The sequence below is a fragment of the Streptomyces sp. NPDC051976 genome, assembly GCF_040680795.1.
Classification (GTDB): domain Bacteria; phylum Actinomycetota; class Actinomycetes; order Streptomycetales; family Streptomycetaceae; genus Actinacidiphila.
Genome location: NZ_JBFAXL010000017.1, coordinates 34,930 through 60,741 on the forward strand (window position 1 = coordinate 34,930; position 25,812 = coordinate 60,741).

Annotated in this window: 19 protein-coding genes and 2 pseudogenes; 11 read left to right on the top strand and 10 right to left on the bottom strand. The window is 69.7% G+C overall.

All coding sequences use genetic code 11. The features are described 5' to 3' along the window. Nucleotides 1-400: 400 nt before the first annotated feature. From AB0M29_RS18955 to AB0M29_RS18980, 6 genes are read left to right on the top strand one after another with little or no spacing between them, the layout of a single operon-like run. A complete protein-coding gene (locus tag AB0M29_RS18955; RefSeq protein WP_365383901.1) occupies nucleotides 401-2,095 on the top strand; it encodes an ABC transporter substrate-binding protein in 1,695 nt (564 codons plus the stop codon). Between the two features lie 47 nt (nucleotides 2,096-2,142). Then, on the top strand, nucleotides 2,143-3,126 hold the full coding sequence (locus tag AB0M29_RS18960; protein WP_365383902.1) for an ABC transporter permease: 984 nt from the start codon (nucleotides 2,143-2,145) through the stop codon (nucleotides 3,124-3,126). Nucleotides 3,127-3,144: 18 nt separating this feature from the next. Continuing rightward, on the top strand, nucleotides 3,145-4,008 hold the full coding sequence (locus AB0M29_RS18965; protein ID WP_365383904.1) for an ABC transporter permease: 864 nt from the start codon (nucleotides 3,145-3,147) through the stop codon (nucleotides 4,006-4,008). Then, nucleotides 3,995-4,957, top strand: coding sequence for an ABC transporter ATP-binding protein (locus tag AB0M29_RS18970; RefSeq protein WP_365383906.1), 963 nt, complete (start codon nucleotides 3,995-3,997; stop codon nucleotides 4,955-4,957). Before AB0M29_RS18965 ends, AB0M29_RS18970 begins: the two co-directional genes overlap by 14 nt. Next, entirely contained in the window at nucleotides 4,954-6,027 is a 1,074-nt protein-coding gene (locus AB0M29_RS18975) for an ABC transporter ATP-binding protein (protein WP_365383908.1), read from the top strand. Before AB0M29_RS18970 ends, AB0M29_RS18975 begins: the two co-directional genes overlap by 4 nt. Next, complete coding sequence (locus AB0M29_RS18980) at nucleotides 6,024-7,040, top strand: BadF/BadG/BcrA/BcrD ATPase family protein (RefSeq protein ID WP_365383909.1); 1,017 nt, start codon at nucleotides 6,024-6,026, stop codon at nucleotides 7,038-7,040. The genes AB0M29_RS18975 and AB0M29_RS18980 overlap by 4 nt, the downstream gene beginning before the upstream one ends. A gap of 456 nt (nucleotides 7,041-7,496) precedes the next feature. Here the strand turns inward: AB0M29_RS18980 and AB0M29_RS18985 are convergent. Both AB0M29_RS18985 and AB0M29_RS18990 read right to left on the bottom strand, forming a co-directional pair. Next, nucleotides 7,497-7,697, bottom strand: a pseudogene (locus tag AB0M29_RS18985) (leucine zipper domain-containing protein); the annotation flags it as partial. Nucleotides 7,698-7,743: 46 nt separating this feature from the next. Then, nucleotides 7,744-8,541 (bottom strand): alpha/beta hydrolase, encoded by a 798-nt coding sequence (locus AB0M29_RS18990; RefSeq protein ID WP_365383911.1) that lies wholly within the window; start codon nucleotides 8,539-8,541, stop codon nucleotides 7,744-7,746. 36 nt (nucleotides 8,542-8,577) lie between these two features. On the opposite strand from AB0M29_RS18990, the gene AB0M29_RS18995 reads away from it, so the two are divergent. The 4 genes from AB0M29_RS18995 to AB0M29_RS19010 all read left to right on the top strand — a co-directional run bounded on the left by AB0M29_RS18995 (nucleotide 8,578) and on the right by AB0M29_RS19010 (nucleotide 13,126). Further along, entirely contained in the window at nucleotides 8,578-9,198 is a 621-nt protein-coding gene (locus AB0M29_RS18995; protein ID WP_365383913.1) for a TetR/AcrR family transcriptional regulator, read from the top strand. Between the two features lie 702 nt (nucleotides 9,199-9,900). Next, complete coding sequence (locus AB0M29_RS19000) at nucleotides 9,901-10,554, top strand: response regulator transcription factor (protein ID WP_365383915.1); 654 nt, start codon at nucleotides 9,901-9,903, stop codon at nucleotides 10,552-10,554. Then, nucleotides 10,545-11,813, top strand: coding sequence for a HAMP domain-containing sensor histidine kinase (locus AB0M29_RS19005; RefSeq protein ID WP_365383917.1), 1,269 nt, complete (start codon nucleotides 10,545-10,547; stop codon nucleotides 11,811-11,813). The genes AB0M29_RS19000 and AB0M29_RS19005 overlap by 10 nt, the downstream gene beginning before the upstream one ends. Nucleotides 11,814-11,851: 38 nt before the next feature. Beyond that, nucleotides 11,852-13,126, top strand: a complete 1,275-nt coding sequence (locus tag AB0M29_RS19010) for a hypothetical protein (RefSeq protein WP_365383919.1) — start codon at nucleotides 11,852-11,854, stop codon at nucleotides 13,124-13,126. A gap of 96 nt (nucleotides 13,127-13,222) precedes the next feature. Here AB0M29_RS19010 and AB0M29_RS19015 read toward each other — a convergent pair whose 3' ends face one another. The 7 genes and pseudogenes from AB0M29_RS19015 to AB0M29_RS19045 all read right to left on the bottom strand — a co-directional run bounded on the left by AB0M29_RS19015 (nucleotide 13,223) and on the right by AB0M29_RS19045 (nucleotide 20,483). Beyond that, nucleotides 13,223-14,470, bottom strand: a complete 1,248-nt coding sequence (locus AB0M29_RS19015; protein ID WP_365383921.1) for a hypothetical protein — start codon at nucleotides 14,468-14,470, stop codon at nucleotides 13,223-13,225. A 61-nt stretch (nucleotides 14,471-14,531) separates the two neighbouring features. After that, nucleotides 14,532-14,897: pseudogene (locus AB0M29_RS19020) on the bottom strand (GtrA family protein); the annotation flags it as partial. A gap of 594 nt (nucleotides 14,898-15,491) precedes the next feature. Continuing rightward, on the bottom strand, nucleotides 15,492-16,169 hold the full coding sequence (locus tag AB0M29_RS19025) for a response regulator transcription factor (RefSeq protein WP_365384047.1): 678 nt from the start codon (nucleotides 16,167-16,169) through the stop codon (nucleotides 15,492-15,494). Continuing rightward, nucleotides 16,169-17,371, bottom strand: coding sequence for a histidine kinase (locus AB0M29_RS19030; protein WP_365383923.1), 1,203 nt, complete (start codon nucleotides 17,369-17,371; stop codon nucleotides 16,169-16,171). The genes AB0M29_RS19025 and AB0M29_RS19030 overlap by 1 nt, the downstream gene beginning before the upstream one ends. 9 nt (nucleotides 17,372-17,380) lie before the next feature. Continuing rightward, a complete protein-coding gene (locus AB0M29_RS19035; protein WP_365383924.1) occupies nucleotides 17,381-18,223 on the bottom strand; it encodes an ABC transporter permease in 843 nt (280 codons plus the stop codon). Then, on the bottom strand, nucleotides 18,220-19,137 hold the full coding sequence (locus AB0M29_RS19040; protein WP_365383926.1) for an ATP-binding cassette domain-containing protein: 918 nt from the start codon (nucleotides 19,135-19,137) through the stop codon (nucleotides 18,220-18,222). Before AB0M29_RS19040 ends, AB0M29_RS19035 begins: the two co-directional genes overlap by 4 nt. 383 nt (nucleotides 19,138-19,520) lie before the next feature. Beyond that, nucleotides 19,521-20,483 (bottom strand): helix-turn-helix domain-containing protein, encoded by a 963-nt coding sequence (locus AB0M29_RS19045; protein WP_365383928.1) that lies wholly within the window; start codon nucleotides 20,481-20,483, stop codon nucleotides 19,521-19,523. A 113-nt stretch (nucleotides 20,484-20,596) separates the two neighbouring features. Between AB0M29_RS19045 and AB0M29_RS19050 the strand changes: the two genes are divergently transcribed. Beyond that, nucleotides 20,597-24,763 carry a S8 family serine peptidase gene (locus tag AB0M29_RS19050; RefSeq protein WP_365383930.1) on the top strand — a complete coding sequence of 1,389 codons (4,167 nt, stop codon included), beginning with the start codon at nucleotides 20,597-20,599 and terminating at the stop codon, nucleotides 24,761-24,763. Nucleotides 24,764-24,995: 232 nt separating this feature from the next. On the opposite strand, the gene AB0M29_RS19055 is transcribed toward AB0M29_RS19050, so the two are convergent. Next, nucleotides 24,996-25,664 (bottom strand): RICIN domain-containing protein, encoded by a 669-nt coding sequence (locus tag AB0M29_RS19055; RefSeq protein WP_365383931.1) that lies wholly within the window; start codon nucleotides 25,662-25,664, stop codon nucleotides 24,996-24,998. Nucleotides 25,665-25,812 lie beyond the last annotated feature (148 nt).

Sequence of the window (25,812 nt, forward strand, 5' to 3'; positions counted from 1 at the left end):
CGTGGCCGGGGTTGCGATCAACCGGTCTGGATGCGGTCGATGTCGGGCGCGTAGGTGTGGGAGTCCTGCGCGCAGGCATATGCGGATCGGCGCGAAGTGATGGCTCGTCGCGGGCGCCGGTACGTCGGTTTCGGCGCAGCTCACCACTGGCAGGACCCGCACGGCGCGATCCCGCGGATTCCCGCCGGGTGCGAGCAACCACTCGGAGCTGGCTCATTGGGTATCTGAGTACGAGTCTTTATCATAGCGCTGAGGACACGCAAGGATCCTTAAGGGGCCGTGGCTGTTCGGGCGTAGATGGGGCCTTGACAGCGCGAGGATTTCGCGCCAATCTGCGCACATCTCTTGGTAAACTCTCATTACTAGGTTCCGTCGAGGAGCCGGCAGGGGGCTGCCCGTCATGACCCGAACCACGTTGCGATCCCGGATCCGGAGACCCGTCAGAGCCGCCAAGCTCGGCGGAGTCGCCACCGTCACCCTCGCGGCCCTGCTGACCGGAGCCTGCGGCCCGGGCGGCCAGAGCGACGGCGCCGGACACGGCGAGGCGCTCACCGTCGCCAACGCCAACGGCGGCCTGTGGACCTGCTCGTTCAACCCGTTCAACGGCTCGGTCAACTTCCTGTCCGAGGGCAACGTCTACGAGCCGCTGGTCTTCGTCAACGCGCTCCACAACGAACAGACCACGCCGTGGCTCGCCACCAAGTGGGCCTGGAGCAACGAGAACAAGACCCTCACCTTCACCATCCGCGACGGGGTGAAGTGGAGCGACGGCAAGCCGATGACGGCCGCCGACGTCCTGTTCACCCTTCAGCTGATCAAGAGCCACCCGGCGCTCGACCTCAACTCGATCTGGTCGGTGCTCCACGGGGTACGTCAGGTCGGCGCCCACCAGATCGCGGTCGATTTCAAGACCGCCGCGGTGCCGTACTTCTACTACATCGCCGACCAACTGCCGATCGTGCCGGCCCATATCTGGTCGACGGTCGCCGACCCGGTGTCCTTCAAGGACGAGCAGCCGGTCGGCACCGGCGCCTACGAGGTGAACCCCTGCTCGCCCCAGAACATCACCTACACCGCGAACAAGACCTACTGGCAGCCCGGCCTGCCCAAGGTCACCACCGTCAAGTACCCGGCCTTCACCTCGAACGACCCCGCCAACACCTATCTGGCCACCGGACAGGCGCAGTGGGGCAGCCAGTTCATCCCCAACATCGACAAGTTCTACTCGAGGCGCAGCAGCGACAACCACACCTGGTCCCCGCCCATCACCCAGGTGGCACTCTTCCTCAACCAGAAGGTCGCGCCGCTCGACAACCCGGTGGTCCGCCGCGCCCTGGCCTACGCCACCGACCGGCACAACGCGTCCGCCATCGGCGAGGGCGGTCAGGAGGCCCCCGGCCACCAGCTCGGTGTGGTCCAGGAGACCTTCCCCGACTGGGTCGACCAGGGCGCCAAGGCGGCCGACGACTTCACGTACAACCCGGCCAAAGCCCGGCAGCTGCTGGAGAGCCTCGGGGCGCGCAAGGGACCGGACGGTATCTACGTGCTCAACGGCAAGCGCCTGTCGTTCACCGTGATCAACCCCGGCGGCTACGGCGACTGGGTGGCCACCCTCCAGGTCGTCGCCCAGGGCATGAAGGCGGCCGGCATCCAGCTGACCGTCGACAACCTCTCCGAGGACGACTGGACCAGCAAGCTCTTCAACGGCCAGTACCAGATCGGCTACTACGGGGAGGGCGGCGGCCCGGCGCCCTACTACGAGATGCGCCAGTGGCTCTACTCCGCCAACAGCGCACCCCTCGGCAAGCCCGCCGCCAGCAACTTCGAGCGGTACAGCAACCCCGAGGCGGACAAGCTGCTCGACGCCTACGCAGCGACCTCCGACCTCGCGGAACAGCGGAAGATCATCGGCAGGCTCCAGCACATCATGCTCACGGACGTGCCGGTGATCCCGGTGACCGAGTCAGCCGCCTGGTACCAGTACAACACCAAGCACTTCTCCGGCTGGGTCACCGCGCAGAACCGCTATGCCATCCCCTCGGTGTGGCAGTCGCCCGACTGGGGCCAGGTGCTGCTCCACCTCCAGCCCAAGTAGACCGTCCCCCCGCACCCACCCGCACCCAGAACTGAGAGGTACGCAGGGTGTCCTTCCTGCTGCGCCGGCTGGGGTTCTTCGCGCTCACCTTGTGGGCCGCCCTCACCGTCAACTTCGCCATCCCGCACCTGCTGCCCGGCAGCCCGGTGACCTCCATGATGGCCCGCTACCACGGCCGTCTGCACGGCCAGGCGCTCACAGCCGTACAAGCCGCCCTCGGCCTGAACACCCACCAGAGCCTGGCCGCGCAGTACCTGACCTATCTGAAGAACTGCGCCACCTTCGACTTCGGCACCTCGGTCTCCAACTTCCCCACACCGGTCACCACCGTGGTAGGCAACGCCATCCCGTGGACCCTCGGTCTGGTCGGCGTCACCACGCTGATCGCCTTCGTCCTGGGCACCGGCGTCGGGGCGTTGGCCGCGTGGCGCCGCGGCGGTGTACTGGACGGGGTGCTGCCGCCGCTGTTCGTGGTCGCCACCGGACTGCCCTACTTCTGGGTGGCGATCATGCTGATCCTGGTGTTCGCGGTCCTCAACCCGTGGCTGCCGACCGCCTTCGGCAGTGACAGCGGCATCCCGATGGGCTGGAACAGCGACTTCATCGGCAGCGTCCTCCAGCACGCCTGGCTGCCCGCCGCCTCCATCCTCATCACCTCGATCGGCACGTGGGTACTCACCATGCGCAACACCATGGTCACCACCCTCGCCGAGGACTACATCAGGATGGCCCGCGCCAAGGGCCTGTCCAACCGGCGGATCATGCTCGACTACGCCGCCCGTAACAGCATCCTGCCCAACCTCACCGGCTTCGCGATGTCGCTGGGCTTCGTGGTCAGCGGCGCGGTCCTGGTCGAGTACGTCTTCTCCTACCCCGGCGTCGGCTACCAGCTGGTCCAAGCCGTCGACAACGAGGACTTCCCCGTCATGCAGTGCCTGTTCCTGGTGATCACCCTCGCGGTGCTGCTCTCGGTTCTGATCGCCGACATCGTCACCGCCCTGCTCGATCCCCGCACCCGCTCCGCGCGGTAACGCCAAGGACCCGTCATCATGAGAACCCTGCTCCAGGCGGTCCGGGGCAATGGCAAAGCCATCGCCGGACTGCTGATCCTGCTGCTGTTCGCGCTGATGGCCCTGGTGCCGAACATCATCGCTCCGGGCGACCCGGCGAAGATCACCCAGGATGCCTCTCTCGACCCCTCCGCCGCCCACCCGCTGGGCACCACCGGCTTCGGCCAGGACGTCCTGGTCCAGGTCGTGCACGGCGCCCGGCCCGCGCTGCTGATAGCCGTCGTGGCCGGCCTGCTGGCCACCGTGCTGTCGGTGCTCGTCGGGGTCACCGCCGCCTACCTCGGCGGCTTCTGGGACGACGTCCTCAACCTCCTCACCGACGTCGTCCTGGTCATCCCCACACTGCCGCTGGTCGTGGTCATCGCCGCCTACTTCGCCCACCACAGCATCAGCGTCATGATCATCGCCCTGGTGGTCACCGGCTGGTCCTACGGCGCCCGCCAACTGCGCGTCCAGGCACTGTCGCTGCGCAACCGCGACTTCCTGGAAGCGGCCCGGGTCCGCGGGGAGCGGTCCTCGTACATCATCGTGTTCGAGTTGCTGCCCAACATGACCTCGTTGATCGTGGCCAACTTCCTCGGCTCCGCGCTCTACTCGATCCTCACCGCGTCGGGCCTGGAGTTCCTCGGGCTGGGCGACGTCAACACCTATGACTGGGGCACGATGCTCTACTGGGCGCAGAACCAGTCCGCGCTGCAGACCGGCAGCTATCTGTGGGCCGCCGTCCCCGGACTGTGCATCGCGCTGCTCGGCACCGCCTTCGCGCTGCTGAACAACGCCTTCGACGAACTCGGCAACCCCGCCCTGCGACCCATCAGGAAGGTACGCCGTGCCGCTGCTTGACGTGCAAGACCTGACCATCGAGTACGGCACCGCCCGCGGTGCGGTCACCGCGCTCGACGAGGTGAGCCTCCAAGTGGAGGCCGGCGAATTCCTCGGCATCGTCGGCGAGTCCGGGTGCGGCAAGTCGACACTGCTTTTCGGCGTCGCCCAACTGCTCAGCCCGCCCGCCGCCGTCACCGGCGGCAGCGTCCGCTTCGACGGCCGGGAACTGGTCGGCGCGTCGGTCCGCGACCTCAACGCCCTGCGCTGGTCGCGGATCTCGGTGGTCATGCAGAGCGCGATGAACGCGCTGAGCCCGGTCAAGACCGTCGGCTCCCAGTACCGCGACGTGCTCCGCGCCCATCGCTACGACGGCGACTGGCCGTCCCGCTCGCGGGAAGTGCTGGAACTCGTCGGGGTCGACCCGGTACACCTGAGCAGCTACCCCCACCAGCTCTCCGGCGGCATGCGGCAGCGGGCCATGATCGCAATGGCGCTGTTGTTCACCCCCGACCTGATCCTGATGGACGAGCCCACTTCCGCGCTGGACGTCGTCGCCCAGCGGTCGCTGATGGTGCAGATCAAGGAACTGCAGCGCGAACTCGGCTTCGCGGTGGTCTTCGTCACCCACGACATGTCGCTGGTCAGCCATTTCTCCGACCGGCTCGTGGTGATGTACGGCGGCCAGATCGCCGAGACCGGGCCCACCCGGGCGGTGTTCGACACTCCGCGGCATCCGTACAGCGCCGGACTGCTGGACGCTTTCCCCTCCATCAGGGGATCGCGGGTGCGGCTCACCGGCATCCCCGGCGCACCGCCCGACCTCGCCTCGCCGCCCCCTGGCTGCCGCTTCGCCCCCCGATGCCCCAGCAGCAGCGACATATGTGCCGAAGGACGGCCGCCGCTGTACCGGATCGATCCCGTGCAGGTGCGCTGCGTGCTGCACGCCCCCAAGGAGGTCTCCGCATGAGCCGACGCGACATCGACACCGCCGGGTCGGCCGCCCCCGACGAGCCGCTGCTGGTGGCCACCGGCCTGACCAGGCACTTCCGGCTCGGTGGTGTCTTCTCCCGCAGAACGCTGCACGCCGTCGACAACGCGGAACTCACCATCGGCCGCGGCGAGATCGTCGCCCTCGCCGGCGAGAGCGGCAGCGGCAAGTCCACGGTCGCCCGGCTGCTCGCCATGATCTACCCGCCCACTTCCGGCGAGATCCGGTTCGACGGGCGGCCGCTGAGCAGCCTGCGCGGACGAAGCAGCCAGCTCGCCTACCGGGCCCAGGCACCCATGGTGTTCCAGGACCCCTTCGGCTCCATCAACCCCGTGTACAAGGTGTCCCACGGCATCCTGCGCAGCCTGCGATTGCATCGGCCGGACCTGGACGGCGCCGCCCGCACCGCAGAAGCCGAGCGACTGCTCACCACCGTCGGACTGACCCCGGCACAACAGGTGATGGAGAGGTACCCGCACGAGATGAGCGGCGGCCAGCGGCAGCGCATCGGCTTCGCCCAGGCCCTCGCTTCCCGCCCCAAGCTGATCATCGCCGACGAGCCCGTCTCGATGCTCGATGTGTCCATCCGGATCGGCCTGCTCAACCTGATGACCGAGCTGCGGGACGAGTCCGGGGTGTCGTTCCTCTACATCACGCACGACCTGGCCAGCGCCCGCTACGCCGCCGACCGCCTGGTCGTCATGTACGCGGGCACCATCGTGGAACAGGGCCCGATCGACGCGGTGCTGGCCGACCCCCGGCATCCGTACACGAGGCTGCTGCTGGCCACGGTGCCCGATCCCCGCTCACCGCTGGCCGATCTGGCCGGCGCCGACCGCGGCGAGCCGCCGAAGGTGGTCGACCCCGTCCCCGGCTGCCGGTTCCGCGCCCGCTGTCCGCTGGCCCAGGATGTTTGCGCCTCCACCGACCCGGTGCCGCGGACGACCGGAGAGCGGCACACCACCGCTTGCCACGTCACCGCCCCCGCCCCCGCCCAGTCGATCCCCTCCCGCGCCGCCGGGGCGGCGCAGCACAAGGAGTCCGCATGACGCCGGCCGCCCATGACGACGTCCCGGCCGTGCTCGCCATCGACGGCGGCAACAGCAAGACGGACCTCGCCCTGGTCTCAGCCGAGGGCGCAGTGCTCGTGGCCATGCGCGGGCCCGGGTCCGGGGCGCCCACCGCGGACAGCCTGGCCCCGATGGTCGAGCAGATCGCCGCCGCCGCCGGCATCCACCCCGGCCGGCCGGTCGCCGCGCACCTCAGCGCGTGCCTGGCCGGGGTCGACCTGCCCGAACAGGAGGAGGCACTGGCGGCCGCGGTGGCCGTGCGGGGCTGGACCGCGTCGACTCGGGTGCTCAACGACAGCTTCGCGCTGCTGCGCAGCGGGATCCAGCGCCCGTGGGGCGTCGCGGTGGTCTGCGGCGCCGGGATGAACTGCGTCGGCGTCGCCCCCGACGGCCGCAGCGCCCGCTTCCTCGCCCTGGGCCACTCCAGCGGCGACTGGGGCGGCGGCCTGTGGCTCGGCAACGAGATCGTCGGCGCGGCCGTCCGAGCCGAGGACGGCAGGGGCCCGGCCACCGCACTGAGCGTTCTCGTCGCCCGGCACTTCGGCCGCGCCACCGCGCACGAGGTCAGCCTCGCCGGACACGTCGGCGCCCTGGGCGAGGAGCCGTTCGTCTCGCTGACCCCGCTGCTCTTCGAGGCCGCGAGGGAGGCGGACCCCGTCGCGATCGCCCTCGTCGAACGGCAGGCGGACGAGGTGTTCCTGATGGCGCGCACCGTCATCGACCGGCTCGGCCTGGCCGGGGATGTCGAGGTCGTCCTCGGCGGCGGCATCCTGGCCAGCGGGGACCCTCTGCTGACCGTCCCCGTAGAGATGCGGCTGAAGGAGCACTCGCCCTCGGCGGTCCCGCGCTACCCCGAGATCCCGCCGATCGCCGGCGCGGCGCTGCTGGGCCTGGACCACCTCGGCGTACCCGAGCGGGCCCACGCCCGTCTGCGCGCCGCCTATTCCCGACCGACGCGGGCGAGCATGCCCACCAGAGCATCGTGGGGGTGAACGTGCTTCTCGCCCGGTTGGCCAGGCCGTCGGCGGTGACGCCACCCCGTAGCTGCCGCGGTGTGGTCGGGGAGCGCTTGTGTTTGTAGTAGTTCTGCCGGGCGACCCCGAGGATCCGGCAGCATCGGTCGACCGGTGCCCCGGCATCGATGAGACGGTCGATCACCGGGTAGCGCTTTTTGGGGCCGGCTTGTCCTCGCCTAGAAACCTGGCGGCCTTGCGGACGATCTCGAGCTCGGTTTCCAGTTCGCGGATTCGTCGCCGCGCTGTGCGGACTCCTCCGAGACCCTGCCAGGGCGTCAGCCGTTGTCGATGTCGTCCTGGCGCAACCACTTCGACAGCATGACCGGATGGATGTCGAGGTCAACGGCGGTCTGCTTCCGCTGTCGGTTAGCCAGCAGAACTGGAACCTGAGAGATGGGGCAGGTCAAGAACTCACCCGATCGTGCACCAATCCCTTCGGCGCATGTGCTCGATCCGCTCCACTACCTCGCCCGGTGTGGCTGCGGGTTGACGGTGGCGTGTGGAGGCCCGGTCGTGCAGGCCGAGCTCAGCATGGCGACGGTACCGGTGGACCCACTGGGACGCGCATGCCCTGGAGACGCCCGTCTCCGCAGGAACGTGGGCGATCGGACGTGACTGGCATCGCTCAACCAGTCGCCTGCGCTCTCTATGGAGAGCGGCGCGATGGCATGGGTGCCCATCAGACGGTGGCGAGTTTGTTGAGCAGGTGGCCAAGCTCTGCCGGTGCCTGAATGTGGGCCAGGTGGCCCTGGCCGGGGAGTTCGTGGACTCCAGGGTGAGCGACGTGCTGCCGCACGTTGTCGAACGACGTTCCGTAGGGGGCCGTTCCGCGGTTGCACCGGCCGATGATCAGGTCGACGTGATCTGCCTGTCGCGCCATCACCTCCGGAGGCGGCGCCGCGTTGAGCGCGCCGAGTTCGGCGTACAGCGGTCCGCTCAAGCGACGCAAGGTCGCCCAACCGTGCTGATCGGCCCGGAGATCCTCGACATGCGCAGCGGAGAAGCCGGAGATCTGCCGATTGACGATCTCGACGCAGCGATCCCAGTCCGCCGTCTCCGCCGCGTCCTTCAGGTCCGGCAGCGCATGGCGTCCGAACGGCTGCATCACCGGCTCGTAGGCGATCACCTGGGGAATCGGGCGGTCGTTGGCGGCCAGCAAGGTGATCAAGCCGCCGTAGCTCCAGCCGAAGAGCGCACTCGTGCTGCCGAACTCGTCTAGGACCACGCCGAGGTCCTCAACCTCTGTCCGCAGCGAGTACGACTGGGGCAACGGCCCCGAGGAAGCACGGCCACGACGGTTGACGACCACCACTGAGGGCCAGGCATCGATGGCGCCCGCCACATCACGCCACGTATGCGCATTGCTCATCACGCCCGGGAGGATCACGAGGCTCGGGGCATCCGGCTCGCCGTACACATCGACCGTGACCCAGCTGTCTCCGCCGACCGACAGCCTTTTCTGAATCGTTCGCTCCATAAATCTATTATGGAGCGAACGATCTACAATGCAAGCGTGACCGAACGCACCCGTGGACGACCACGAGCCTTCGACCGCGACCGTGCGGTCCTTGACGCCGCCTGCCTCTTCTGGCGACGCGGCTACTCCGGCACCTCGACCCGCGCCCTGACCGCGGCCCTCGGGCTGTCCACCTCCAGCCTCTACGCCGCCTTCGGCAGCAAGGCCGGACTGTTCGAGGAAGCGGTGCGGACGTACGCGGAGCGCTACCGCGAGATCTACCAGCAGGCTGTCGGCGAGAAGGACATCCAGACGGTCATCGCACGCATCCTCACCGACTCGGTCCACGAGTTCACCCAGCCAAGCGACACGCATCCCGGATGTCTCATCAGCAGCGCCGTGATGACCGACAGCACGAGCACCCTCGATACCAGCGCCTACGTCGCCGCACTGCACAGCTCGAACGAACAGGCCCTCCTCGTGCGCATCGAACGAGCGATCCAGGACGGGGAACTAGCCGCGGGCACCAACGCAGCAGTCCTGACCGGATTCATCCAGTCCGTCTGGCACGGATTGTCGGTGCGGTCCAACGTCGCCACGGCGCGCGAGGACCTGCTCGCGACGGCACAGCTTGCTCACCAGCTGATCTGCCAACAACTCACGTCACCAACCTCCTGACCGGCAACAGCTAGCAGGCCCTCGCATGAACCAGCAGCACGGGGGTGAACGCTCGCACATCCGCAGGGCCATGGACCGGCCAGCCCACCTGTTCCGACGGCAGCCTCACGGTCGTCGCACTCGCCGCAGAGGCCGGTTTTCACTGCATGGCTCTGCACAAGCTCCACGCCGGCCTCGGGGAGGAGTTCCACGCGCGGGTGCGTTGGGAACGCACCAGACGTCGGAAGTCGAAAGGCGGCTTCGCAAAGAGGTTGTCCGGCTGAAGGAAGCGCTTGAGGACTCTCGGGCCGCCGAGGCCGAGTCCCGGCATCGAGCGGAGCAGATGGCCCTCGCGGGTAGGCGTGCTCATCCTCCGGCGACCCGACAGTCAGGACAATCGTGCCCCCGGCAACGTCATCCCGCTCCGCCGGTCGGACGACTCAAGAGAGTAGGCCGTCACGCGACGATGCCGAGCTCTTTGCGCGCCCGGTGGATGAATTTGCGGACGGCCGGCTCGGTCGCCAGGGGACGAGGGGTGGCGCGATGGTGTCGAGTACTCCCGCACAGGCTCCGTGCGACCGATGGTGGTCCCCCGCGAGCCTCCGCTCTGCTGCCGCGGTGGCTCGGCAGGGCATGGGCGTGCGGCGTCGGTGCCTCTCACGACCTCCAGGCGGCTGACCAGGGAAGATGGAGAACTGGGACGGGAGTATCTAGGGTCAGCCCGTGGCTTTCATCATGGTGTGCGAAGACGACGCGGCGGTCCGTGGCGTCCTCAAGCGCGCCCTGGAGTACGACGGCCACACCGTCTCGGTCGCCGCCACGGCCGACAGCCTGCTGCGGCAGCTCGCACCCGCGCCCCATCTGGTCGTCCTGGATCTCGGGCTCCCGGACGCCGACGGCCGCGACGTCTGCCTGGCCCTTCGGGCTCGCGGTGTCGACGTGCCGGTGCTGATGCTCACCGCGTGGGACGGCCTGCATCACAAGGTGGGCGGCTTCGAGGCCGGCGCCGACGACTACGTGACCAAACCCTTCGACATCCCGGAACTGCTGGTCCGGGTCCGAGCCCTCCTGCGCCGGGCCACCGCGGTGCCCGCACCGCGCGAGGTCGTCCTCGACCCGGTGAAGCACGTGGTGGCCCACGGCTCCGTGAGCGAGAGCCTGACCCCGACCGAGTTCCGGCTGCTCGGCCGCCTGATCGCCTCGCAGGGCGACGCGGTACGCCGCCACGCCCTCATCGCCGCCGGCTGGCCGCACGGAGCGCGGGTCAGCGAGAACACCCTCGACTCCTTCGTGCGCCGGCTGCGGAGCAAGCTGGGTCCGCTGGGCGTGGCCGAGCGTCTGGTGACCGTCCGCGGCGTGGGCTACCGATGGCAGTGACGGGATTTCGCAGCAGGGTCGTCGCGCTCACCGTGCTGCTCGCCACCGCCGTGGTGGCGGTACTGGTCGTGGTCTCGCATGTGCTGCTGAGCCGGGTGACGGACGCGGACGCGCACGATCTGGCCCGTACCCGCGCCGAGGCGGTCGCGGCGAACGTCACTGCCAAAGACGGCCGTGTCGTGCTGACGGAGAACGGCAGCGAGGCGCTGGACGAGGTCGCCTGGGTGTATGCCGACGGCCGCCTGCTCGACGGGAAGATTCCGGCAAGCGCAGTCCATCGCGTCGAGGAGCTGGCGGACGCGGGGCGATCGCAGACCGCGACGGTGGGCGACTACCTGCTGTACGCGCGGCTGGTGCCGATCGACGGCCATAAGGTCATGGTGGTCGTCCGGGTGGACCTCACGCCCTACGAGTCATCCGAGCGGCGCAGTCTGACCTTGTCCTTGATCCTCGGCGGCCTCACGATCCTCCTTGCCGGTGGTGTCGCGCACCTCGTGGTGCACCGCGCGTTGCGCGTCGTGCATGACATGGCAGCCCTCGCCGACGACTGGGGCCATCACGAACCCGGGCGCCGTTTCAACCTCGGAGTCCCACGCGACGAGTTCGGGGAACTGGGACAGACCCTGGACCACCTCCTGGAGCGCGTCGACAACGCGTTGGCAGATGAGCGACGGCTCACCGACGAAATCGCCCACGAACTGCGGACCCCGCTCACGGTCCTGCGGGCCGAGGCGCAACTGGCCCAGCTGTCCGGCGAGCGGGTGCCGCCGGAGGCGGTGCTGAGCGAGGTCGACCGCCTCGATACGGCGATCACGACGATTCTGCGCGCCGCGCGCGCAACGACCGACGACGAGGCCCGGTGCGATCTGCGTTCCGCCGCACGGCAGGCGATCGGCGGCTGGGCGGTCGACGTCGCCTTCCCGGCGAAGGTCGAGGTGGCCGTGGCGCGCGACGTCGCCGTGTCGCTGCTGTCGCCCCTGCTGGAGAACGGCCTGCGGCATGCGCGGTCGCGTGTGTGGATCACCGCGCGCAACCAGGGCGAGGCCGTCGTGGTCGATGTCCTGGACGACGGCCCGGGATTCGATCCCGCCGACGTCGACCGGGTCTTCGAAGCGGGTGTGACCGGCGGCGACGGGTACGGGCTGGGGCTGCCGGTGGTCCGGCGCATCGCCGCCTCGGCCGGTGTGGAGGTCCGCGCGATCGCGGACGGCCGCGGTCACGTCGAGGTGACCCTTCCGGCTGCGCGCGCGGTCACGTAGTCAGGTTGCTTGCAGGTTCCCCGCGTAAACCTCCCTGCATGACAACGACAGCGGAAGCACGCTCGCGCAGCGGGCGTCTCATGCTCAACAAGGTCCCCGAGGTCACCCTCTGGTTCTGGGTGATCAAGATCCTGTGCACCACCGTGGGTGAGAGCTTCGCCGACTGGATCAACATGAAGCTGGGCGTCGGCCTGGTGAACACGGCCTGGATCTTCACAGCCGTGTTCGTGGTGGTCCTGGCCGTCCAGTTGCGGCTGAAGCGGTACGTCCCGTTCCCTTACTGGCTGACCGTGGTCGTTGTCAGTGTCACGGGCACGCTGTACACCGACATTCTCACCGACCAGCTCAACGTGCCGCTGTGGATCAGCTCCGCGGTGTTCTCTGTCCTGCTCGCCGTGGTCTTCGGCACCTGGTGGCTGCGCGAGCGGACTCTCTCGATCCACTCGGTCACGACGCTGCCGCGTGAGTCGTTCTACTGGCTCGCCGTTCTCGTCACCTTCGCACTCGGCACCGCGACCGGCGACTGGACCCTCGAGCTCACCGGCTGGAGCCCGGGCGTCTCAGTACTGCTGCCGTTCGGCCTCATCGCGGCGATCACGCTGCTGTGGAAGTTCGGCGCGAACCCGGTGCTGGCCTTCTGGCTCGCCTACATCCTGACCCGCCCGCTGGGCGCGAACATCGGCGACTGGCTCGCGTCCCCGAAAGTCGCGCAGAACCCGGGCGACCCGACCGGTCTTGCGCTGGGCACCTTCACCACCAGCCTGATCTTCCTCGGCCTCATCCTGGCGACGGTGATCTACCTGACGGTGACGCGCTCGGACGTGACCGAGACCTACGAGGCGGCCCACGCCGCACACACCACCGGTGACCCTCGCAAGGAGCGCGTCGCGCTGGCCGGCTTCGGACTGCTCGCCGTCGCGACCACGGGCCTGCTGGTCTGGGCTCACGGCCAGCCGCATGTCGGCCCGGCGCCGGAGGCTGACAACACCTCCGCCGTCCAGCTGGCTCCGGGCGTGGCGGTGAAGAACTTCCCGCCTGCCAAGGTCTCCGCGCTGCGGACCCTCGCCTCGACCTCGCTCAAGGACGCACACGCGGGGGACGCGAAGGGCGCGCACGCGGCCGCCCAGTCGCTGCGTGACCTGTGGGACGCCGACCAGGCGTCGTTGCAGCCGCTGGACGACACCGGCTGGACCTCCGTCGACGCCCAGATGGACAAGGCGCTCAAGACCTTCGGAATCGATCACCCGAACCCGCCGATGTCGCCTGCGCAGCAGGAGAAGGAACTGAACGCCCTCCTGACGGACATGGGCTGACAGACCGCACAGCGCCCGGCCGGCCTGCCCGGCCGACGGGCTCGGTGTGCCGGGGCTGCGCAGAGAACCGCGCCGCCCCGGCCCCGGTGCCGGCGCTCAGGGCGCGCCGACGGAGTAGAGCATCAAGTACCCGCCGTAGCAGGCGGAGACGATACCCAGCCCCGCCAGGACAGCGATCCGCGTGCGGCGGTCACCCGCGCGGGAGAGCGCCTTGGCGACCGGTATCAGCAAGGGGAAGGCCGGAAGGAGGAAGCGTCCGCGGGACGACCAGTGCGCCGAGTCACCCAGCGCGACGGCGGTGATGATCAGGCTGTAGACCACCAGCGGCAGCGGCTGTCGCTGGTTGACGGTGATCACCAGCAGTACCACGGCCGTGATGAGCAGCAGCGCGCTGGCAGGGAAGTAGAGATTGACCAGTGTGCTGCGAGTGAACAGCTTGCCGAATCCGTGGATTGTCTGGAGCCCGAAGTCGAAGCGGGAGTTCCACATGCGCTGGATGCGGAAATACGCCCCCCAGTCGTGCATCCTCCAGCCGGTCCACGCGATGAAGCCCAGCCAGCCGAGGGGCGCGGCGATGAACGCGGCGACCGGTTTCCACAGCCGCGCAGGTGCGGGCGGGGGCACCGACACGGCGCTGGGCGAACCGGGTTCCACGGCCGCCACCCGACCAGGGCGGCGTTGCACGACCTCACGGCAGGCCACCGCCATGACCGCGGCCGCCACCGCGACCCCGACCGGGCGGGTCAGCCCGGCCGCCACCGACAGCGCCGCGGCCGGCAGCCAGTCGTGTCGCAGGACCGCCAGTAGCGCCCAAGCGGCCAGTGCGATGAACGCCGACTCGCTGTACCCCGCGGTCTCCACCACGGCCACAGGCGCGATGCCCCACAGCACCGTCGTCAGCAGGGCCACCCGACGGCCGTAGCACAGGGCTGTCACCGCGTGGATGCCCCAAGCCGCGACCAGGGCGCAGGTACCGGCCACGAGCAGCGCGGCGCCGCCCCATCCCATCCCGGGCAGCATCGTGTGGACCCCTCTGACCAGGGCCGGATACACCGGGAAGAACGCCAGATTGCTCCGGGGGGACGGGTGCCCGGCCGCTGTCGGCGGGTGGAAGGAGTGGTCGTAGCCGTGCTGGGCGATGCCGACGTACCAGGCGGCGTCCCAGTGCACGGCCAGACGGTCGACGGTGTAGCCGGGCGACCCGGGGCTGAGCAGCACCAGAGCCACCAGGCTGACGGTCCGCACGGCGGTGAACCACAGGATGCCGGGCGCCGCGGACCGCAGAGAGGCGCTCACGCCGTCCAGGAGCAGGCCGGGCTTACGGGCCGTGCTCGGCGCTTGCACGCAAACCTGCTCCCTGACAGCCACCATGCGCCTTCCCCTACCGGGCCGTGCCGCGGGAGCGCGGGATCACACGGAACACCCAGGAGCGGTAGGACCAGAACCGGAACAATGTCGCGATGGCGATCCCGGCGAACTTGAAGATGTTGTTCTCCAGCGGGGAGTCCCAGCCGAAGCCGTACGTCGCCAGGGCGAGCACACCGTTCTCGATCACCAGGCCGATGGCGCTGAAGACCAGGAAGAGCCCGATCTCGCGGGTGCAGCAGCTCTTGTCCCGGTCCCTGTAGGCGAAGTAGCGGAAGCCCACGTAGTTGAAGATGATCGACACCACGGTGGCGGCGATACTGGCCCGCACCACAGCGATCGACGTGGTGTGCCGGAGGAGGTTGAAGACCAGCAGGTTCACCGCGACACCGGCGCCGCCCACCATCGCGAATTTGACCACTTCCCGCGTGAGAGGACTGGGGGCCGGTCTGCTCGGCTCGGCCTGCGCGTCCCGTACAGAAGCGGATACGTCCTCGGATGCCAGGCGGACGGCACCAGCAGGTGGCCGTCGAGCTTGACCGTGGCGCTGCGGGTCCCGCTGCTGCCACAGGCGAAACGGTGGCCGGGGACGATTCTGGAAAAGCGCCCGGCGCTTTTCGGGGGCAGACGAGGGGTGCGCACGTTCCCAGGCCCGGTAGGGCAGGGCCACGGCTGCGGCGACAGGAATGTGGTTGCGGGTCAGCGCCATGGCCACTCCTTATCCACCTACGGAGGACGCCGCGCAGCCGCGCGGGGTGGCTGTCAGGGACATGCATACACTCGTCCGCCCGGCACCGGAGGGGGGAGGGCCAAGCGCTCCGGGGGCGCGGCTCGGACCGCCTCTTCGAGAGTGCCAGCGCCCGGCTGTTCGCGCATTATTTGCCCTGGGGGCCGGTGTGCAGGAGGCCGGGGTGCGCGAAGGTCGCGCCCGCGGCCACCGAGGGGGTGGCGACGATGGCGATCGTGGCGGCTGCGGCGCCCGTGGCCGTGCCTGGCGCGATCAGTCGTCCGTCCTGCTGATGAGGCCGTTCTCGTAAGCGAAGATCACCGCGTGGACGCGGTCGCGCAGGTCGAGCTTGGCAAGGAAGTGAGCCACGTGCGTTTTGACCGTGGTCTCGGACAGGCCGAGCCGTTCTGCGATGAGGGGGTTGCTCAGCCCGGCCACCACCAGAGTGAACACGTCCCGCTCCCGGGCGGTCAGCACCGAGAGAAGGTCATGGCTGGAGCGCGGGACCGGGTCTCTGCCGACACCGAAGACGCCGGCGTAGGTGTCCAGGAGTCGGCGGGTTGTACTGGGCGACAGGATCGCGTTCCCCGAGGCGACCGCCCTGATACCTGCGAGCAGCTCCTCGGGGCGCGTGTTCTTCAGCAGGAACCCGCTGGCACCGGCGCGCAGGCCTTCGAAGGCGTACTCGTCCAGATCGAAGGTGGTGAGGATGACCACCTTGGCCGCTGGACGGTCGGTGACGATCCGGCGGGTGGCGGCGATGCCGTCGAGCAGGGGCATGCGCACATCCATCAGCACCACGTCGGGATCCATGGAAGTGGCCAGAGCTATCGCTTCCGCGCCGTCGGCGGCCTGGCCGACGACATGCATGTCGTCCTCGGCACCGATCAGGAGGGAGAACCCGAGTCTGAGCAAGGGGTGGTCGTCGACGAGGAGGATGCGAATGGCCATCAGCGCGCGGCGGTTTCCGTAAGTGCCAGCGTGGCGGTCGTCTGCCATCCTCCATCCGGTCGGGGGCCGGCCTCGATCCGGCCGTCGAACAGTGAGGCGCGCTCGCGCATCACCGAGATGCCGTGTCCGGTCGCTGAGTCGGACCGCGGCGGTGCCGTGGCGTGCGTGGTCGCCACTCCGTCGTCGCGGACGGTGATGTCGATGCGTGTAGCCGTGGACCGTACGTCCACCGTGACGTGCCGGGCCTGCCGGGCGTGCTTGAGGACATTGGTGAGGGACTCCTGAACGATCCGGTAGACGGCGAGTTGTGCGGTGGCACCGACTCTGTCCAAGCCGTCCTGCAGGGTCAACCGGACCTCGGGCCCCGCGGAGCGAACTGCGGCGACCAGGGCCGTGAGGTCACCCACACCTGGTTGCGGGGCCAACTCGGCGCGGTCGCCGGTGCGCAGGACTCCGAGCATGCGGTGCATCTCGTCGAGCGCTTGACGGCCGACCTCGGATGCCTGTGCGATTGCTTCCCGTTGCCTGCCCGGCGGGCCGATGGCGACGGCCGCGTCGTTGAGGGTGATCATGACCGAGATGCTGTGCGCGATCACATCGTGCATCTCCCGGGCGATTCGCGCACGTTCGGTGGCAACCGCGATCTGAGCACGTGCGTCCCGGTCACGCTCGGCGCTCTCGGCCCGTTCCCGGATGGAAGCGATGTAGGCCAGGCGTGTCCTGGTGTAGACACCCAGTACCCACGAGGCGGTGACGGTGCCACTGAGCAGCAACGTGTTGATCCAGAGATTGCCGGGATGCCAGCGAACAGAGGCCAGCACCACTCCCGTCTGCGCACCGCAGATCAGCACCGCCAGTACCCGCACTCGGCGTTCGCGCAGCCCGAGGACGTACAGGGCGAACAGGATGGCCACATCACCGGCCGCGGGCACCCCGTAGAGCCACTGCAGGAAGCTGATGGTCCCGAGGAACAGTACGGCGGTGACCGGTCGGCGACGACAGAGCACCAAAGGCGCGGCCAGGGCCAGATCCCATCCCGTCGGGCCGAGTGTCCGGCGCTCGAAGTCACCGTCCTGCGCGTTGATCAGTGCCGCCGCGACCGCGAAGGCGCCGGCCATGGCGATGTCGATGCAGAGCGACTGGCGGTAACGACCGAGTGGCGATCGCAGCCGGCCGCCCAGAACCGCCAGCCTCGCTTTCACACCGGCCCCTTACACGTCACGTCGTCGCAGCAGGACAGTGGCGCACGCCACGGCCACGGCCACCCAGGCAAGGAAGACCACCAGTCCGGTGCCGACCGACAGCATGTACGGCTGGTGGAGTCCTGTGATGAAGCTCCGCCCCGCCTCACCGGGCATGAACTGTGCCACGTCCTTGCCCCAATTTCCCAGCAGGTTGCCGAAAATGACCGGTACCACCAGGATCAGGCCCAGGAAGCTGACCAACGCGCCCGGTGTGTTGCGCACGATCCAGCCCACCGCGCCGCCGAGCACTCCGAGCAGGGTCAGGTACATTGCGGTGCCGAAGACGGCCCTGGGCACACCGGGATCCGTCAGGGAGTACCCAGGGCGGTAGTGGGACAGCAACGCCTGAGAGGACAGGAAGGCCACCACGGCCGCAACGGTCAGGGTCGTACCCACCACCACCGCGAATACCAGGGCCTTGGCCCACACGGTGGGCAGTCGCTTGGGTACCGCGGCGAACGTCGAGCGGATCATGCCCGTGCTGTATTCACCGGAGACCACCAGGACGCCCAACGCGCCGATCAGCAGCTGGCCGAGGAGAAATCCCTGCATCGTCGCCGACGGGCCGAGGTCCTCCGGGGCGATACTGGGCGTGATATGCCTGGTGTTGTAGGCGACGATGAGTCCGATGGCCGGCAAACCGATTACGGCGGCGATCAGGATCGCCCAACTCGACCGCAGAGTACGGAATTTGATCCACTCCGAGGCCATCGCGCGCGACAGCGACACGGGTTCGCTGTGCACCTCGGGACGAACCAGCGACGGTACTTCCTCCTCAACCACCGCGCTGGCCAGTATGGGGTTGCTCATGCCGCCTCCTTCGTCCGGAACTCCACAGCGTCCTGGGTCAGCGCCATGTAAGCCTCTTCCAGCGACCCCGTCATGGGGGCCAGTTCGTACAGGGTGACGCCGGCCCTGCGCGCCGCCGTGCCGATGTCCTCGCTGGTCAGCCCTTCGACCTCGAAGGTCGTCCCGGGCTCGCCCGTCTCGTGAATGCTCGCGCCCTCCCGCACCAGGAGCTCCCGCAGAGTGCCCGCTTCAGGCGAGCGCACCCGGACCCGCTCGGCGCCCGCGTCGGCGATGAAGGAGGCCATTGACTGGTCGCGCAGCAGCCGGCCCCGGCCCATGACGATCACATGGTCCGCGGTCAGAGCCATCTCGCTCATCAGATGCGATGACAGCAGGACCGTCCGCCCCTCCGAAGCCAACTCCCTTAGCAGCAGGCGTATCCACCGGATCCCGTCGGGATCGAGACCGTTCACCGGTTCGTCGAGGATGAGGATCTCCGGATCGGCGAGGAGAGCCGAGGCGATACCCAGCCGCTGTCCCATACCGAGTGAGAAACGCCCGGCACGACGGCCTGCGGCTTCATCGAGCCCCACCATGCCGATGACCTCGTCCACCCGTTGCCGCGTGATCCCGGCAGTGGCCGCCTGGGCGAGCAGATGACCGCGCGCAGACCTTCCGGGATGGATGGCGCGCGCCTCCAACAGCGCACCTACCGTCTTGAGCGGCCGTGGGTGCTGGGCGAAAGGGAGCCCGTTGACGGTCACCGATCCTGAAGACGGCGCATCCATGCCCAGGATCAGCCGCATGGTGGTGGACTTGCCGGCTCCGTTGGGCCCCAGAAAGCCGGTGACGATACCCGGCCGAACAGTGAACGTCAGGTCCTCCACCGCGGCCTTGTCGCCATAGCGCTTGGTCAGTGATGTCGCCTCGATCATGTAATCCTCCGTCGTCCACGTGACTTCACGCTACCGACGGCGACGACCGCGCCACGTCCCCCACTTGGCGGCACTTCTCCACCCTCGGCCTCATCCGGTCGGACGAGTTGAAGTCCTCCGCCGGTAGACCCCCGCGCCCAGTGCGCCCTCTGCGCCCCATCGCGCCGCACTCCGCCCGCATGGACCACGGCAGCACATGGAACGCTCCCAAAGGTGGCCCCTGTCCCGGGCGTCGGGGCGGTGCCACTCGCAGGCCAGTTCGACCTCCAGATGCCCACAACGAACGCGGGCGCCACACGCGCCCGCGAGGCATCGTGGGATCTTGCCGCCGGCCGGAAGGGCGATCCTCGGGGCAAAGCTCCCTTGCACAGCCCCGCAGCCTCCTACAACCACCCCCGCCGCGTGGCCGTCACGCCCGCCTGGAAGCGGTTGGAAGCCCCCAGTAGCTCGTGCAGCCTGCTCATCCGCCGTCGCATCGTCCGCACCGACCAGCCCAGCTGCCGCGCGATCGCGTCGTCTTTCAACCCGCCGACCAGCAAGGTGAGTAGCTGTCTGTCCTCCTCGCCGAGCGGGTCGTCGGCCGGGCCCGCGGCGGGGGCGTCCAGCGGCAGTGCCTGCCGCCAGCACAGTTCCCAGTAGTCAACCATCGCGTCCAGCAGCGTGGACGGGCGGATGATGGCCGCCCGTACTCCGGTCAGGTCCAGCGACAGCGGCATGAGGGCCAGGCGGCGGTCGGCGATGGCCACCTTGACCCGCAGGCCCGGCAGCACCCGCGCCTGCTCGCCGTGCTTGACCAGTTCCCGGATGTCGTTGAGCACCCCGGGCCACTCCAGCGCCTCGGGTGCGTACACCGCCCGGTAGACCACCCCGCGGGTGAGCGCCGTCGCCTCCACCGGGTTGGAGGTGGTCAGCGCGTACGGTGGCCGGTCGAGGGTGAGCACCTCCTGCCGGGCCTCCTGCTGGAGCGTGACGAACCAGCGGGCCAGTGCGTCCCCGCCGGTGGCGATCTGCACCTCCTCCACGCCGTCCTCGCGCGCGGCGGCGAACATCCGGGACAGCTCGGCGGCGGCCAGTCGTACGTGTTCCAGTTCGCCGGTACGGGCCCGGACCAGCGCGTCCAGTGCGGTCTGCGGCTCGATCGCGGCGTAGCGGCGGCGCGTCCCGGACAGCCGTCCCACCAGGCCTTGTTCGCGCAGCCGGTCGAGCGCCCGGCCCACCCGCTCGGCGGAGTGGCCGAGTTCGGCGGCGATCTCGGCAGGTGAGGCCACCCGGCGGCTGACCGTGGCGCGGTAGACCAACTCGTCGAAAGGGGTGATTCCGGCCGGGGCAAGGTCGTCCTGGGGCACCTGGGTATGGTGGCTCACTTGTGCCAACGGCCGCAATGGGCCACGGGAGTTCATTGTCCTGCCGTCCGGGCCGGGCGTAAGACCGGTCTATGCCAATCAATCGAAGAAGGTCCTTGGCCTTCGCCGTCGCGGCCGTCACCACCGGTGCCTTGCTGACGGCGCTGCCGCCGGCCGCCGGACGGGCCTCCGCCGCGGCCGGCGGCCCGGACAGCCGGGTGATCGTCGAGCTGGCCGGTACCCCGGCCGCCGCCGGTGCCCGCTTCGGCACCTCCGCCGCCTCAACCGTCGCGGCCAAGCGCCGTACGATCGCCGCCGCGCAGGACGGCTTCCTGTCCAGGGCGGTGCACGCCGGTGTGCACGCCACGTCCGTACGCCGGTTCACACTGCTCAGTGACGCGGTCGCGATGACCGTGTCGCAGGGCGAGCTCGCTGTGCTGCGCGGACTGCCCGGGGTGGCCGCGGTCGTTCCCGACACCCCGATGCACACCCTCACCGACGTCAGCGTGCCGCTGATCGGTGCCCCGGACGTGTGGCGGAAGCAGGCTCCCGACGGTTCCAAGGCCCGCGGTAAGGGCGTCACCGTCGCGATCCTGGATTCCGGCATCGACTACAACCACCCCGACCTGGGCGGCGGCTTCGGCCCCGGCCACAAGGTCGTCGCGGGCCACGACTTCGTGAACAACGACGACGACCCCATGGACGACAACGGCCACGGCACCCATGTGGCGGGCATCGTCGCCGCACGTGCCGCCGAGCCCGACGGGATCACCGGCGTCGCCCCGGATGCGACCCTGACCGCGTACAAGGTCATGGACGACAGCGGCAGCGGCTACGTCTCCGACATCATCGCCGGTCTGGAGGCTGCGACCGACCCGGCCAACCCGCACCGCGCCGACGTCGTCAACATGAGCCTGGGCGGTCCGGGTGACGGAACCGACCCGCTGGGCCTGGCGGCAACGGCCGCCGTACGCGCTGGCGTCGTCGTGGTCGCCGCGGCCGGCAATGACGGTCCAGGGGCCGGGACAGTCGGCACCCCGGCCTCGGCCGAGGGCGTCATCGCCGTCGGCGCCTCCACCAGCGGGGTACGGGTACCCTCCGCGTCCTACGTGCACGGGCGTACGCGCGAACTCGTCCAGGGCGCACCCTGGATGATGTCCGCCAACGGCCCCGTGAGGCCCGTGAGCGCCCAGGTCGTCGACCTCGGCACTCCCGCCCCGGACGTGGACTGGGCCAAGGCGGGTGACGTCCGCGGCAAGGCGCTGCTCGTCCAGTACCCGCTGGTGGCCCAATACGACGGCGGGTTCGTCCAGTTGGCGCGGGAGGCGGAGAAGCGCGGCGCGGTCGCCCTCTTCGCCGGTACGCCCGGCGGCTCCGCGGGACCCCAGGCGGTGCCGCAGTCCGCCCCCGCGGGAGTGGTGCCGGCCCGGCCCAGCTCACCGCATATCAGCGCCTCGGGTGACGACCTGCGCTTCGACCACATCGTGCTGATGAGCCTGGACGAGTTCGCCTACCAGGAGATGGCGGCCCGCGCGGCGGCCGGGCGTGCGCGCGTGGAGATCAGCGGGGCCGACGCCACCGACCAGATCGCGTCGTTCTCCTCCCGCGGCCCGGCGGGCCCGGGCTTCGCCCTCAAGCCCGATCTGGTCGCTCCCGGCGTGGAGATCAGGTCCACCGTTCCCACCGCCTTGTGGCACCCGGGCGTCTACCGCATGTCGGGTACGTCGATGGCGAGCCCGCACGTGGCCGGAGCAGCCGCGCTGATGCGCCAGTTGCGCCCGCACGACACGCCGCAGCAGATCACCTCCGCCCTGGTCGACTCGGCCAAGCCGCTCGACGGCCCGGGCATCGCCACTCAGGGCGCGGGCCGGCTCGACGTCGCGTCCGCCGCCGACACCGCGCTCACCGTGTCCCCGGCCACCGTCTCCCTCGGCCTGGCCGACATCGAGGGGCAGACCGTACGGGCCACCCGTGTCATCACCGTCACCAACCCCGGCACCCGTCGGATCAGCGCGGCCGTCAAGGTCACCGGCAGCGCGCTCGTCACGCCCAGGCACATCTCCGTCCCGCCCGGGGGCACCGCGACCGTCACCTTGACCGTCGCCGCCGACCGCCCGGACCTCGGCACCGACACCGACATCGCCGGCCGGATCTCGCTGCGCCCCGACCGCGGCCCCGCGCTGACCGTGCCGTACCTGCTGGCCGCCCGCCCGCTGACGGTACGGGTCTCGCCCGACCCCAGCGACGGTCACACGACGGCGTACGTGCACACGCCCGTGCCGCTGGCCCATGCTCCGGTCCTCAGGGTCACCCCGCCCAGGGGCCGGCCGGTCACGGTCACCGCCACCCTCGACCACGACACCTGGTACACCGTGCCCCTGACCGGCGCGGTACCCGGCGTCTACCGTGTCACGGCATCCGCCGCCGCCACCACAGGCCAGCAGCTGGTCGGAGCCAGCGCCTTCGAGGTCACCCCGAAGACCGCCGCGGACGCCAAGTGGCGGCCGGTCGGCCCCAACAGCGAGAGCGGCGACCTCACCCTCGCGCCGAGCACACCGACCGACGCCGTCCTCGCCGAGCCCGGCTCCGCCCCCTTGTGGTTCACCGCTGACAAGGGCGCCACCTGGAGCCGGCTGGGCCGGCTGCCCGTCGCCGAGAACAGCGGCGACGGCCACATCGTCATCGACCCGGCCGACTCCGCCCACTGGTGGTACGCGGTCAACGACGCTGCCATCGGCCGCAGTTACGTCCTCCAGACGAAGGACCGCGGCCGCACCTGGCAGATCCTCGACACCCTCAGCACGGAAATCGTCTCGTTCACCGCGGACAGCAAGGCCCGCGCCCTGGTCGTCGTCACCGCCACCGACCTGATCGTCAGCCGCGACGGCGGAACGACCTGGACCGCCGAACCCACCGGCGTCGCCGGCACCGTACGGCAGGCGGTCTTCGGCGGCGGCGACCTGTACCTGGAGACGTACGACAACGGTCTGTGGACCCTCCCCGGCGTGGCGGCCGCCCCCGCGACCGCACGTCGCATCCTCGCCGGCAACCTGCTGTCGGGTCTGGCCGTGGACGGCGACACGGTGGCCGTCTGGCAGATCGGCAACGGCGTCATGGTCAGCCAGGACCGCGGCGCGAGCTGGTCCACCACGCTGACCCTGCCGTACACCGGCGGGGGTCTGACCGCGTCCGGCGGAGACCTGTTCATCGGCGCCGGCAGTGACGACACCAGTTGGGTCAGCCACGACCACGGCCGCACCTGGAAGCAGGTCCCGCTGCCGAGCCCGCGGGCCTATCTCACCGACTACGACAAGTGGTCCGACGGCTCGGTGACCGTCTCCTCCGCGCAGGACGGCATCTACCGCAGTGCCCCCGACGGCACCGGCTCGCACCGGATCGGTGTCCAGGGCCAGACCGCCCTCGACCTCGCCGTCAGCGGAACCACCCTGATCGCCGGAACCTGGAGCGGCACCTACCGGACCGCGCTCCCGGCTGCCTCTCCCGAATGGGGCCGCTCCGGTAGCGAGGGCTGCATCGGCTGCGAGGTCCCGCAGCTCGCCACCGCGCCCGACGGAACGGTGTGGCGAATCGTGAAGCTGGCGATCGGCCAGTTCAACGTCCAGCGCAGCACCGACGCCGGTGCCACCTGGACCACGATGGGCTCTTATGGCGAAGTCCCCGACGCCCTCCTGGTGGATCCGGGGAACCCCGCCCATATCGCGGTCGCGTTCCACGTCTTCGACCAGTCGGGCCTGTACGTCACCACCGACGGCGGAACCACCTGGAAGGTGCTCCACCAGGACCGTATCCGCACCGCCCTGGCCGCCGACCCCGCCCACCCGCGCCGCGTCTGGCTCGGTTCCGCCGACGGCCTCTACCGCTCCGACGACGGCGGAGCCACCGCCACCAAGATCGCCGACGGGCCGGTCGCCTCGATCACTTTCGACGGTCCCCGCCTGATCGTCTCCGGCGACGGCATACGGGTCAGCACGGACGGCGGCCGCACCTTCCGTACCGCTGACCTCGGGGGTTTGCCCACCACCGTGTCCGATGTGCTGCGGGTGGGCCACGCCCTCTACGCGGCCACCACTGCCTCGCGGCCCAGCGGTCTCCTCAAGGGCGGCCGCGGGGTGCTGCGCAGCACCGACAACGGCCGCACGTGGACGTCCGTCTCGGCGGGCCTCCAGGATCTCGACGCGACGCGCCTGGCGGCGAGTCCGGACGGCCGCTATCTGTTCGTGGGAACGGTGAACGGAGGGGTGCACAGGTTGCGGGTGGGCTGACTCCCACCCGGTCTTCCGGCGGTTCGGCGGGCTTTCGGGCCGGCCGAACCGTCGGCCGTCGGGGCGACGCGGACTTGAGCGGGGCCCTCTGGTCGGCCCTGAGCGGCGCCAGGTCGGGTTCATAGGCGCCGGCTGGGAAGCGGCCAGGCCTCGTAGCGATGCCGCGTGGCGCAGCCCGCCCTCCGCGGAGGGCGGGCTGCTTAGGGGGGGGCGGACTCAGCTGGGGTGGGGGTTAGAAGCCGTTGACCCAGATCTGCGCGGGCGTGCCGTTGCACCGCCAGAGCTGTACCGCCAGCCCGAGGGCGCCCTGGGCTCCCGGCTCGTCGATGCAGAAGCCGCTGTCGTTGAAGTGGATGCGCGACTCGATCTTGGCGACGGCGGGCAGCGACGTACCGGCGTTGAACTCCTGGTTGCTGATCGAGGCGCAAGGCCACTGGAACACGGCGCCCCCGTTCACCAGTTGGTTCGCGTTGAGGCACAGGCCGCTGAGCTGGTTCCTGAACTTGTAGTGGTTGGTGCCGACCTTGTCGGCTTCCCATCCCTGCGCGATGCTCTCGGTGCCGGTGGTCGCGCACGGTTCCTGGACGATGGGCGCCCCGGCGTCGGTGGACAGTCCCTGGGGTTCCAGGCACAGGTTGCTGTTGCCGGAGTTCCTGATCCAGTGGAAGGCGCCACCGATGGCGGGTTTGACGTGCCCGTTCGGCGCGGGCTGCGCACCGGCCGACGGTCCCGTGACGGCCAGCGCGCCGCCGGCGAGCACCATCGCGACGACCACGCGGGTGAGGCTGCTGCGGACGGCCCGGCGAGTCGAAGACGGGCTGCTTCCTGACACGAACGGCCTGTACGGCTCGTCGGAGGCCATCGCCGCGCTTCGTGCGGGTGCGGGGTTTGCTGTGACCATGATGTCTCCTGCTCGGTCGTGTGTCGGATGACGGCGTGCCCGTCCAGCGTTCAGCGGCGAGGCGGCCCGTGGCGCGATCCCGAACGATCCCGAACGGGTCGGCATCGTCGTGTTTCGGCCGGGGTTTCGGCACCGACCCGGCACCGTG

Bases quoted from the DNA above. Each gene is read 5' to 3' on its own strand.
- AB0M29_RS18955 (WP_365383901.1), top strand. From the start codon at position 401: ATGACCCGAACCACGTTGCGATCCCGGATCCGGAGACCCGTCAGAGCC.
- AB0M29_RS18965 (WP_365383904.1), top strand. From the start codon at position 3,145: ATGAGAACCCTGCTCCAGGCGGTCCGGGGCAATGGCAAAGCCATCGCC.
- AB0M29_RS18975 (WP_365383908.1), top strand. From the start codon at position 4,954: ATGAGCCGACGCGACATCGACACCGCCGGGTCGGCCGCCCCCGACGAG.
- AB0M29_RS18980 (WP_365383909.1), top strand. From the start codon at position 6,024: ATGACGCCGGCCGCCCATGACGACGTCCCGGCCGTGCTCGCCATCGAC.
- AB0M29_RS18990 (WP_365383911.1), bottom strand. From the start codon at position 8,541: ATGGAGCGAACGATTCAGAAAAGGCTGTCGGTCGGCGGAGACAGCTGG.
- AB0M29_RS19005 (WP_365383917.1), top strand. From the start codon at position 10,545: ATGGCAGTGACGGGATTTCGCAGCAGGGTCGTCGCGCTCACCGTGCTG.
- AB0M29_RS19010 (WP_365383919.1), top strand. From the start codon at position 11,852: ATGACAACGACAGCGGAAGCACGCTCGCGCAGCGGGCGTCTCATGCTC.
- AB0M29_RS19025 (WP_365384047.1), bottom strand. From the start codon at position 16,169: ATGGCCATTCGCATCCTCCTCGTCGACGACCACCCCTTGCTCAGACTC.
- AB0M29_RS19035 (WP_365383924.1), bottom strand. From the start codon at position 18,223: ATGAGCAACCCCATACTGGCCAGCGCGGTGGTTGAGGAGGAAGTACCG.
- AB0M29_RS19040 (WP_365383926.1), bottom strand. From the start codon at position 19,137: ATGATCGAGGCGACATCACTGACCAAGCGCTATGGCGACAAGGCCGCG.
- AB0M29_RS19055 (WP_365383931.1), bottom strand. From the start codon at position 25,664: ATGGTCACAGCAAACCCCGCACCCGCACGAAGCGCGGCGATGGCCTCC.